Consider the following 9,979-nt stretch of genomic DNA (forward strand, 5'->3'; position numbering starts at 1 on the left):
GCCGGCGGGACGGACCCGCGGGGGCGGGCGGCCGGGTCCCCTCGGTGCTCCCTGTTCCCTCCGTCCCCTCGGGCTCGTCCGGTGTCCCGGCGGCCTCCGGCCCTTTGGGCGGCGCGCCGGCCGGTATCGGCTCCGGCTCCCGCACCTGGGCCGCCGTGGACGTCCGCGCGCGGTCCCGGCGCTCCAGGTGGCGGCGCAGCAGCGGCCGTACGGCCTCACCGGCCAGCAGGGCGAGCAGCAGGTACATCGACAGGGCCAGCCAGAGGAAGCCCGGCCAGGCCAGGGTGCGCTGGAGCCAGAACGGGGCGCCGGCGCGTTCGGCGACCAGCGCGCCCACCGTCAGCAGCCAGCCGCCCGCGATCAGGGCCGCACCCGCGCGGCGGACCGCTCCCGGGGCGCGGGTGGTGTCGCGGAACAGGCGGCGCCACAGGTACCAGTTGCCTGCCACGAGGACGCTCACCGTGACGAGCAGAAAGACGATCACCATGCCGTTGCTCTCTCCTGGAGGCCGGGGAGGGGGGTGCGGTCCGGCGGCCGCTATGACGTACGGCGCAGTGCGCGCAGTCCGCGCAACCCGATGGCCCCGATGACCGTCCCCAATACGAAGGAGACGACGGCGAGCAGCAGGTGCACCCAGAAATACGCCGTCGGGTGACCGTCGTCGAACGCGAGCCCACTGCCGTCCTTGATCAGGTTTTTGACGAAAGTGACCCAGATGACCCAGCTCCACACCCCGAACGCGAGCAGGAACCAGGAGATCGGGCGGCTGAGTTTCATGCGTTCAGTATCGCCGCCCGGTGGCCGGTTCCCCGGCCGGGGTGGGGAGGGGGGCGGGACTTCCGCGCGGCGGCCCTGTACGTTCTCGCTCGTGCCCGCAGCCAAGAAGACCGTCAGGCGATCCCTGCTGGTCGCTTCCGCGACCCTGCTGTCCCTCTCGCTGACCGCTCCCGTCGCCCTCGCGGCCCCGTCACCCGGCCCGTCGGCGAGCGCCAGTCCCAGCACCGGCGCGTCGGCCGCTCCCCCGGCGAACATGTCGACCGTCGGCGGGACGCGGCTCGGGCAGCCGGGCACCCAGGTGAACCTGGCGAGCGGGGTGCCGGTGCTGCCGAAGGACGTCACCGCGCGGTCGTGGATCATCGCCGACGCCGAGTCCGGCGAGGTGCTGGCCGCGCACAACGCGCACTGGCGGCTCGCCCCGGCCAGCACGCTGAAGATGCTGTTCGCCGACACCCTGCTGCCGAAGTTCCCCAGGTCCATGACGTACAAGGTCGCGACCGAGGACCTGGCGAACGTCGGCGCCGGCTCCAGCATGGTCGGCATAAAGGAGGACGAGACCTACACCGTCCACGACCTGTGGCTCGGGGTCTTCCTCCAGTCCGGCAACGACGCGGTGCACGTGCTGTCCGCGATGAACGACGGCGTGGACAAGACCGTCCGGGAGATGAACGAGCACGCCGAGGAACTGCAGGCCCTCGACACCCATGTGGTCAGCCCGGACGGCTACGACGCCCCCGGCCAGGTCTCCTCCGCGTACGACCTGACCCTGATCGCCCGCTCCGGGCTGCAGAAGAAGGACTTCCGGGAGTACTGCTCCACGCTGACCGCGAAGTTCCCCGGCGAGACGAAGAAGAACAAGAAGGGCAGGACGGTTCGCGAGTCGTACGAGATCCGCAACACCAACCGGCTGCTCACCGGCGATTACGACATCTCCCAGTACCAGGGCATCGCGGGCGTCAAGAACGGCAACACCACCAACGCCGGCGCCACCTTCACCGGGGTCGCCGAACGCGACGGCAAGGTGCTGCTCGTCACGGTCATGAACCCGGAGAAGAAGGAGCACAACGAGGTCTACAAGGAGACCGCGCGGCTCTTCGACTGGGGCTTCCAGGCGGCCGGGAAGGTCGAGCCGGTCGGCGAGCTGGTGCCCCCCAAGGGTGCCGCCCCGTCCGACGGGCGGCCGGGTGCCCCGGCCACCGCCCCCGCGGACACGGGCGAGGCCGGGGGCGCCGCGGCCGGCGGCACCTCCGAGGCGCCGGTGGCGAGCGCCACGACCGAGAGCGGCTCCACCGGCATGGGGATCGCCCTGGGGATCGCGGGCGGGCTGCTGGTGCTGCTCGGCGGGGGCGCGTTCCTGGTCAACCGCCGCTGGCCACTGCCGGATCTGGTGCGTCGCCGGCGGTGATCCCCTCCGCCCGCTTGCTGGGCGTCGCCGTCCAGGCGGCGCAGAACAGCACCAGCTTGCAGGTGAAGTTGATCCACAGCAGCAGGGCGACCGGCACGCCGAAGGCGCCGTACATGCTCTTCGCGGCCACGCCCTGCATGTAGCCGCTCAGCAGCAGTTTCAGCAGCTCGAACCCGATCGCGCCGACCAGCGCGCCGACCACCAGACGGTGCCTGCTCGGCTCGACGCCGGGCAGCAGCGTCAGGACGTACAGCAGTACCAGGAAGTCGGCGAGGACGGCCACGGCGAACGCGGTGATCCGCAACAGCGCGCTGCCCCAGCCCTGTTCCTCCAGGCCCAGGTGGCGGGCGGTCCAGCCGACCGCCGCCGAGGCGACCGTGGAGGCGACGAGGGTGACCAGGACCGCGCCGCCGAGGCCGACCAGGACGCCGCCGTCCTTGACCTTGCGCAGGATCGGGTTCTCCTCGTCGTCCGGCAGCTCCCACACCGCCCGCAGGCACTCCCGTGCCGAGCCGACCCAGTTGATGCCGGTGAACAGCAGCAGGGCACCGGCGATGATCCCGACGGTGCCCGCGTTGTCGACCAGACCGGCGATGTCCAGCTGGTCGGAGATGCCGGGGATCTGCTCGGCGATCCGGTCCTCCAGCTCCTTCTGCCGGTCGGCGCTGAGCGCGGCGGCGCCGATCGCGACGGCCACGGTCAGCAGCGGGAACAGCGCCACGAAACTCGTGAACGTCATCGCCGCGGCCAGCCGGGTCCAGTGCACGCGGTCCAGCCGCTCGTAGGAGCGCCACGCGTGCGTGGTCATCAGCCGTGCGGCCCACGGCCCGACGACCGGAAGGTTCTTCAGCCAGTCCATGATCCGACCCTGCCCTCACTGCGGAACACCCATGTTCGGGTGCCCCAGAACCGGAGGATGGTGGCCAGCGCCATCCCGATTCCCGCGCCGGAGACCGTGTCCGCGCGCTGCGAGGTGAAGCCGAGGACGTAGTGGCTGACGGTGAGGCAGAGGAGCTGGACGAGGGCGCCTGCGGCGTTCACCGCGAAGAACGCCGCGTACCGGCGCCAGGGCGTGCCTCCCGCGCGGTCCCGGTAGGTGCCGAGCGCGTTGCCCGCGTACGCCACCGTGCAGCCCGCCAGGAAGGAGAGCGCCTTGGCGGTGAGGGGGTCCAGGGCCATGGGGCCGCGCAGCCAGGTGAACAGGGCCAGGTCGGTGGCGTAGGCGAGCAGGCCCACGGCGGCGAAGGAGAGGAGTTCTTGGGAGCGCAGGGGTGCCCGTGAGCGGGCGTCGGGGCGGGTGCGGAGCGCGAGCCGGCCGCCCGCGCGGGGAGTCGCCCGGGTCACCAATCGGCCACCGCCAGGCCGTACATCGCGAGCCACACCAGCCCGATGAGGGCCAGCGCGCGGTCGCGCAGCACCACCTCCTCGGGTTCGCCCGCCGTGCCCCGGTCGGCGAACACGGCGTAGCGCAGGATCGCCAGGATGAAGGCGACCATCGACAGCTGCCGCCAGGGCAGCAGCCCGGTGTGCGGGTCGCCGCCCTCCTCCAGCGCCCACAGGCAGTACGCCAGCACGGCGACCCCGGCGGCCAGCTGCCACACGAAGCGGAGGTAGCCGGTGGTGTACTCGGTGAGCAGCGCGCGCGTGGCGCCGCCCTTCCCGGCCATCTGCACGGCCTCGGAGTACCGCTTCGCCGAGACCATGAACAGCGCCCCGAACCCGGTCGTGATCAGGAACCAGCGCGACAGCGGAATGCCGAGCGCGAGCCCGCCGACCATCGCCCGCATCAGGAACCCGGTCGTGACGACGGCGAGGTCGACGACCAGGATGTGCTTGAGGCTCACGCAGTACGCCAGTTGCATGCCGAGGTACGCCGTCAGCAGCGCCGCGACCGACGGCGACGTCAGCCAGGCCGCGGCGGCCGGGGCGAGGACGGCGAGCGAGCCGCCCACCGCGTAGGCGACCGGCACGGGGACCTGTCCGGCGGCGACCGGGCGGTGCCGCTTGGTCGGGTGCGCGCGGTCGGCGTCCGCGTCGCGCGCGTCGTTGATCAGGTAGACCGCGGCGGCACACGCGGTGAACAGCACGAAGACCAGCGGCAGTTCGACGAGGGCGGGTGGGGAGAAGAGCCGGCCGGCGGCAGCGGGGGCGGCGACGACCAGGATGTTCTTGACCCACTGCTTGGGCCGCGCGGTCCTGACCAGGCCCCCGAGGAGGGTTCCCCGGCGCGGCTGTTCGGGGGGCCGGGGGCGGGGCGGACGATGCTCCAGGAGGGCGGTCTCCTGGGCGTGCGCGCCCTGCGCCAGGGGCGCGGTTTCCTGAGAGCGTGTGCCGTTCGTCATGGGTGCGGCCTCAGTCATGCACGCCTCCCGTCACATCGCACACGCCGCTGCGCACGCCCTGCCGGACCCAGCGCGCCCCGGCGCACGCCGTCAGCGCGCCCAGCGCCGCGCCGGCCGCCACGTCGGAGGGGTAGTGGACGCCCACGACCAGGCGCGAGAGGCACATCGCGGCGGCCAGCGGCGGGATCGCCTGTGCGCCGAGGGGGCCGAGCGCGCCGTAGGCGACGGCCGCGGCGGCGGCGGAGGTGGCGTGGGAGCTGGGGAAGGAGTGCCGCCCTGCGGTGCGCACCAGAGGCTCGACATGCGCGGGGCGCGGACGGCGCACGATCCGTTTCACACCCATGCTGGTGAGGTGCGCGCCCGCGATGAGCGCCGTTCCGCGCAACCAGGCACCGCGCCTCGTACGGTCCGCGGCGGCTCCCACGAGACCCGCCGCGAGCCACAGCGCCCCGTGCTCGCCGGCCCAGGACAGGGCGCGCGCGCCGGCCGCGACGCGCGGGTCGGAGCCGTAGGCCCGGAGCGCCGAAAGGATTCGGTGGTCCATGTCGTCGAGGTCGTCCATGTGGACTCACTGTTCACGCCGAGACCGCTGGAACTACGGCAATATTGAGCGACATCCCATTAATCACCCATTTCGGGGAGGGCTTGGATGTTCCCAAACTAATCGTCCGCATAGGGGCGATACGGTCACCGACATGCCTGCCGAGACCGTTTCCGTCACGGGGTGGGGCCGCACCGCTCCCACCACCGCCCGTCTGATCCGCCCACGGACGTACGAGGAGGCCGTGGCGGCCGTCCGGGACTGCGGGACCCGCGGGGGCATCCCCCGGGGCCTGGGACGGGCGTACGGGGACGCCGCGCAGAACGCCGGCGGCGCGGTGCTCGACATGACCGGCCTGGACCGGATCCACGCGATCGACGCCGCGGACGGCACCGTGCTGTGCGACGCGGGCGTCTCCCTGCACCGGCTGATGCAGATCCTGCTGCCGCTCGGCTGGTTCGTGCCGGTGACCCCCGGCACCCGCTACGTGACCGTCGGCGGCGCGATCGGCGCCGACATCCACGGCAAGAACCACCACGTCTCCGGGTCCTTCTCCCGCCATGTGCTGTCCCTCGAACTCCTCACCGCCGACGGCGGCGTGCACACCGTCAGCCCTGGCACCCCGCTGTTCGACGCGACCACGGGCGGCATGGGCCTGACCGGGGTGATCCTGACCGCGACGATCCGGCTCCACCCGGTCGAGACCTCGCTGATGTCCGTCGACACCGAACGCGCGGCCGACCTCGACGACCTGATGGCCCGGCTGACCGCCACCGACCACCGCTACCGCTACTCGGTCGCCTGGATCGACCTGCTGGCGCGCGGCGCGGCGACCGGCCGCGCGGTGCTCACCCGCGGCGACCACGCGCCCCTGGGGGCGCTGCCCAAGGCCGCGCGTGCGCGGAGGGACCCGCTCGCCTTCCGTCCCTCCCAGCTGCCCGCCGCCCCGGCCTTCCTCCCGGACGGCCTGCTCACCCGGCGGACCGTGGGCCTGTTCAACGAAGTCTGGTACCGCAGGGCCCCACGCGCGCGTGCCGGTCAACTGCAGAGGATCTCCACGTTCTTCCACCCCCTGGACGGCGTGCCGCACTGGAACCGGATCTACGGCCGGGGCGGCTTCGTGCAGTACCAGTTCGTCGTCGGGTACGGCCAGGAGGAGGCCCTGCGCCGGATCGTGCACCGGATCTCCGAGCGCCGCTGCCCGTCCTTCCTGGCCGTCCTCAAGCGCTTCGGGGACGCCGACCCGGGCTGGCTCTCCTTCCCCGCCCCCGGCTGGACCCTGGCCCTGGACATCCCGGCCGCGCTGCCCGGCCTCGACTCCTTCCTCGACGAACTCGACGAGGAGGTCGCCGCCGCGGGCGGCCGCGTCTACCTCGCCAAGGACTCCCGCATGCAGCCCGACCTGCTCGCCGCGATGTACCCGCGCCTGGGCGACTTCCGCGCCCTGCGCGAAGAACTCGACCCGCGCGGCGTGTTCATGTCCGATCTCGCCCGTCGACTCACCCTCTAGGAGCCACTGTGAAGGACGCCTTCGGCCTCCCCCAGTCCCTGCTGATCCTCGGTGGTACGTCCGAGATCGCCCTGGCCACCGCCCGCCGGCTGATCGCCCGCCGCACCCGCACCGTCCGGCTGGCGGGCCGTCCCTCGCCCCGCCTGGAGCAGGCCGCCGAGGGCCTGCGCGCCCTGGGCGCCGACGTGCGCACCGTCGCCTTCGACGCGCTCGATCCCGAGTCGCACGAGACGGTCCTCGGCAAGGTCTTCGCCGAGGGCGACATCGACATGGTGCTGCTCGCCTTCGGCATCCTCGGCGACCAGGCCCGCGACGAGCGGGAGCCGGTGAACGCGGTGCGCGTGGCGCAGACCAACTACACCGGCGCGGTGTCGGCGGGCCTGGTCAGCGCCCGCGCGCTGCAGACCCAGGGCCACGGCTCGCTGGTGGTGCTCTCCTCGGTCGCCGGTGAACGCGCCCGCCGCTCGAACTTCATCTACGGCTCCAGCAAGGCGGGCCTGGACGCCTTCGCCCAGGGCCTCGGCGACGCGCTGCACGGCACGGGCGTCCACGTGATGGTCGTACGCCCCGGATTCGTCCGCTCACGGATGACGGCGGGCCTGGACGAGGCCCCGCTCGCGACGACGCCCGAAGCGGTCGCGGCGGCCGTCGAGGGGGGCCTGCGCCGCCGCTCGGAGACGGTGTGGGTGCCGGGGGCGCTGCGCCTGGTCATGTCTGCGATGCGTCACGTGCCGAGGGCGGTGTTCCGCCGGCTGCCGGTCTGAGCCGCCCCGCGGGGCGGTGACCGCGCGGCATCCGCTCAGTGCAGCGTGCCGTGCTCCGCCGGGGCCGACGCCTGCGGCGGCACCACGGTGGCGCCGAAGGCGAACTCCCGCAGCTTCCGCCAGACCCCGTCCGCGCCCTGCTCGTACAGCGCGAACCCGGTGCACGGCCACTCGGCCTCGTAGTCGGCCAGCTCCTCGAAGGCCCGGTCCATCGCCGCGTCGTCGATGCCGTGCGCGACGGTCACGTGCGGGTGGTACGGGAACTGCAGTTCACGGGCGACCGGGCCGGAGGCGTCGCGGACCTGTTTCTGCAGCCACGTGCACGCCTCGGCGCCCTCGGCCACCCGGACGTAGACGACGGGCGACAGCGGACGGAACGTCCCGGTGCCGGACAGCCGCATCGGGAACGGCCGTCCCGCCGCCGCGACCTCCGCGAGATGCGTCTCGATCGCGGGCAGCAGCGCGCCGTCGACCTCGGTCGGCGGCAGCAGGGTGACATGGGTGGGGATACCGTGAGCCGCGGCGTCGCCGAAGCCCGCGCGCCGCTCCTGGAGCAGGCTGCCGTGGGGCTCCGGGACCGCGATCGACACACCGATCGTTACGGTCCCCACGTCGTCTCCTGTCGTCGTGTCGGTACGTCTGCGAGGGGCGGACGGCTGCGCGTGCGGCCGTCCGGCTATCGACTGTACGGCCACCGCCCGGCCGTGGGCAGGCGCAGCCGTAGTGATGTGCAGCGCTGTCCGTGGTGCGGACCGGACCGGATCTTCCGTGCGCGGCCCGCACGCGGCGCGGCACTCCGCCTCGCACACGGCGCACTACGCCGCGCACCCGGCTCGGTGCCCCGGTCCAGTGCCCCGGTCAGTGCTTGGCCGGCAGGAAACCCACCCTGTCGTAGGCCTGGGCCAGCGTCTCCGCGGCGACGGCGCGGGCCTTCTCCGCGCCCTTGGCCAGGATCGAGTCCAGTGACTCCGGGTCGTCCAGATACTGCTGGGTGCGCTCCCGGAACGGCGTCACGAACTCGACCATGACCTCGGCGAGATCGGTCTTGAGCGCACCGTAGCCCTTGCCGGCGTACTTCTCCTCCAGTTCCCCGATTCCCGCCCCGGTGAGGGTCGAGTAGATGGTGAGGAGGTTGCTGACGCCCGGCTTGTTCTCCGCGTCGAAGCGGACCACGGTGTCGGTGTCGGTGACCGCGCTCTTGACCTTCTTGGCGGTGGTCTTCGGCTCGTCGAGCAGGTTGATCAGGCCCTTCGGCGTGGACGCCGACTTGCTCATCTTGATCGCCGGGTCCTGGAGGTCGTAGATCTTCGCCGTCTCCTTGAGGATGTACGGCTTCGGGACCTCGAACGTCGCGCCGAAGCGGCCGTTGAAGCGCTCGGCGAGGTCGCGGGTCAGCTCGATGTGCTGACGCTGGTCCTCGCCGACCGGCACCTCGTTCGCCTGGTAGAGCAGGATGTCCGCGACCTGGAGGACCGGGTACGTGAACAGGCCGACGGAGGCCCGGTCGGCGCCCTGCTTGGCGGACTTGTCCTTGAACTGCGTCATACGGGACGCCTCGCCGAAGCCGGTGAGGCAGTTCATGACCCAGCCGAGCTGCGCGTGCTCGGGGACGTGGCTCTGGACGAACAGGGTGCAGCGGTCCGGGTCGAGCCCGGCCGCGAGCAGCTGCGCGACGGCGAGCCGGGTGTTGGCGCGCAGCTCCTTCGGGTCCTGCGGGACCGTGATCGCGTGCAGGTCGACGACCATGTAGAACGCGTCGTGGGACTCCTGCAGGGCCACCCACTGGCGGACGGCGCCGAGGTAGTTGCCGAGGTGGAACGAGCCTGCGGTGGGCTGGATTCCGGAGAGCACGCGGGGTCGATCAGAGGCCATGCCCCCCATTCTCTCAGGTCTCAGCGGGCGGTCCGGAACTGATGGGAAACAGGTGGGAACCGATCCGTCCCCGGCGGTGTAACAAGGGTGTGAGGACGCGGGAGGGGGGCCGCATCGTCGATGAGGCCGCGGTGATCGCACGCGTACGCGCCGGGGAGCCGGAGGCGTACGCGGAGCTGGTGCGGGCCCACACGGGCATCGCCCTGCGCGCGGCCGCCGCGCTCGGCGCCGGTGCGGACGCGGAGGACGTGGTGCAGCAGGCCTTCGTGAAGGCGTACTGCGCGCTGGGCCGCTTCAAGGAGGGCTCGGCGTTCAAGCCGTGGCTGCTGTCGATCGTCGCCAATGAGACGAGGAACACAGTGCGGACGGCTGCGCGCCAGCGCACGCTCGCCGGCCGGGAGGCGGCGTTCGCCGAGGCCGAGCCCTTGATACCGGAATCGGCGGACCCCGCGGCGGCGACGCTGGAGAGCGAGCGCCGCGCGGCCCTGCTGGCCGCCCTGGAGAAGCTGAGCGAGGAGCACCGCCTGGTCGTCACCTACCGCTATCTGCTGGAGATGGACGAACCGGAGACCGCCCAGGCACTGGGCTGGCCCCGCGGGACGGTGAAGTCCCGGCTCAACCGGGCGCTGCGGAAGCTGGGCCGGCTGCTGCCGGATTTCCGGCCTCGGGAAGGGGGTGAGGAGCGTGCGTGAGGGACGGGAGCCGGCCGAGGGCACCGGTGCCGGGCGGCTGCCGGACGAGCTGCGGGCCCTCGGCAGGTCGCTGGAC

General features: G+C 72.5%; 11 protein-coding genes and 1 pseudogene. 4 read left to right on the plus strand and 8 right to left on the minus strand.

The window, feature by feature from the left end; genetic code table 11:
- Positions 1–487, minus strand: a pseudogene (locus tag CCN42_RS26235) (metallophosphoesterase); the annotation flags it as partial.
- Positions 488–537: 50 nt separating this feature from the next.
- Positions 538–777: an SCO4848 family membrane protein gene (locus CCN42_RS26240; protein ID WP_086167996.1), complete on the minus strand. Its 240-nt coding sequence runs from the start codon at positions 775–777 to the stop codon at positions 538–540.
- 91 nt (positions 778–868) lie between these two features.
- On the opposite strand from CCN42_RS26240, the gene CCN42_RS26245 reads away from it, so the two are divergent.
- Positions 869–2,182, plus strand: coding sequence for a D-alanyl-D-alanine carboxypeptidase family protein (locus CCN42_RS26245; RefSeq protein ID WP_339384430.1), 1,314 nt, complete (start codon positions 869–871; stop codon positions 2,180–2,182).
- On the opposite strand, the gene CCN42_RS26250 is transcribed toward CCN42_RS26245, so the two are convergent.
- The 4 genes from CCN42_RS26250 to CCN42_RS26265 form a co-directional block, all read right to left on the minus strand.
- Entirely contained in the window at positions 2,136–3,041 is a 906-nt protein-coding gene (locus tag CCN42_RS26250) for a YihY/virulence factor BrkB family protein (protein ID WP_086739314.1), read from the minus strand. The genes CCN42_RS26245 and CCN42_RS26250 overlap by 47 nt on opposite strands.
- A complete protein-coding gene (locus CCN42_RS26255; RefSeq protein WP_086739321.1) occupies positions 3,029–3,451 on the minus strand; it encodes a GtrA family protein in 423 nt (140 codons plus the stop codon). Before CCN42_RS26255 ends, CCN42_RS26250 begins: the two co-directional genes overlap by 13 nt.
- Before the next feature lie 71 nt (positions 3,452–3,522).
- Positions 3,523–4,524 (minus strand): decaprenyl-phosphate phosphoribosyltransferase, encoded by a 1,002-nt coding sequence (locus tag CCN42_RS26260; RefSeq protein WP_086739316.1) that lies wholly within the window; start codon positions 4,522–4,524, stop codon positions 3,523–3,525.
- A 10-nt stretch (positions 4,525–4,534) separates the two neighbouring features.
- A complete protein-coding gene (locus tag CCN42_RS26265) occupies positions 4,535–5,086 on the minus strand; it encodes a phosphatase PAP2 family protein (protein WP_086167993.1) in 552 nt (183 codons plus the stop codon).
- A gap of 133 nt (positions 5,087–5,219) precedes the next feature.
- On the opposite strand from CCN42_RS26265, the gene dprE1 reads away from it, so the two are divergent.
- Entirely contained in the window at positions 5,220–6,575 is a 1,356-nt protein-coding gene (gene dprE1 / locus CCN42_RS26270) for a decaprenylphosphoryl-beta-D-ribose oxidase (protein WP_086739318.1), read from the plus strand.
- Between the two features lie 8 nt (positions 6,576–6,583).
- Positions 6,584–7,339, plus strand: coding sequence for a decaprenylphospho-beta-D-erythro-pentofuranosid-2-ulose 2-reductase (dprE2, locus tag CCN42_RS26275; protein ID WP_086167991.1), 756 nt, complete (start codon positions 6,584–6,586; stop codon positions 7,337–7,339).
- Between the two features lie 35 nt (positions 7,340–7,374).
- Here dprE2 and CCN42_RS26280 read toward each other — a convergent pair whose 3' ends face one another.
- Both CCN42_RS26280 and trpS read right to left on the minus strand, forming a co-directional pair.
- A complete protein-coding gene (locus CCN42_RS26280) occupies positions 7,375–7,950 on the minus strand; it encodes a 2'-5' RNA ligase family protein (protein WP_086167990.1) in 576 nt (191 codons plus the stop codon).
- Between the two features lie 247 nt (positions 7,951–8,197).
- Complete coding sequence (gene trpS, locus CCN42_RS26285; RefSeq protein ID WP_086167989.1) at positions 8,198–9,211, minus strand: tryptophan--tRNA ligase; 1,014 nt, start codon at positions 9,209–9,211, stop codon at positions 8,198–8,200.
- Positions 9,212–9,342: 131 nt separating this feature from the next.
- Between trpS and CCN42_RS26290 the strand changes: the two genes are divergently transcribed.
- Positions 9,343–9,903, plus strand: coding sequence for an RNA polymerase sigma factor (locus CCN42_RS26290; RefSeq protein ID WP_245877462.1), 561 nt, complete (start codon positions 9,343–9,345; stop codon positions 9,901–9,903).
- The last annotated feature ends 76 nt before the right edge of the window (positions 9,904–9,979 follow it).

It is taken from the genome of Streptomyces glaucescens (genome assembly GCF_002154375.1).
In the GTDB taxonomy this organism is placed as follows: domain Bacteria; phylum Actinomycetota; class Actinomycetes; order Streptomycetales; family Streptomycetaceae; genus Streptomyces; species Streptomyces glaucescens.

Excerpts from the sequence above, each read along its gene's own strand:
- trpS (WP_086167989.1), bottom strand. The coding sequence starts at position 9,211 with ATGGCCTCTGATCGACCCCGCGTGCTCTCCGGAATCCAGCCCACCGCA.
- CCN42_RS26240 (WP_086167996.1), bottom strand. The coding sequence starts at position 777 with ATGAAACTCAGCCGCCCGATCTCCTGGTTCCTGCTCGCGTTCGGGGTG.
- dprE1 (WP_086739318.1), top strand. The coding sequence starts at position 5,220 with ATGCCTGCCGAGACCGTTTCCGTCACGGGGTGGGGCCGCACCGCTCCC.
- CCN42_RS26265 (WP_086167993.1), bottom strand. The coding sequence starts at position 5,086 with ATGGACGACCTCGACGACATGGACCACCGAATCCTTTCGGCGCTCCGG.
- CCN42_RS26250 (WP_086739314.1), bottom strand. The coding sequence starts at position 3,041 with ATGGACTGGCTGAAGAACCTTCCGGTCGTCGGGCCGTGGGCCGCACGG.
- CCN42_RS26260 (WP_086739316.1), bottom strand. The coding sequence starts at position 4,524 with ATGACGAACGGCACACGCTCTCAGGAAACCGCGCCCCTGGCGCAGGGC.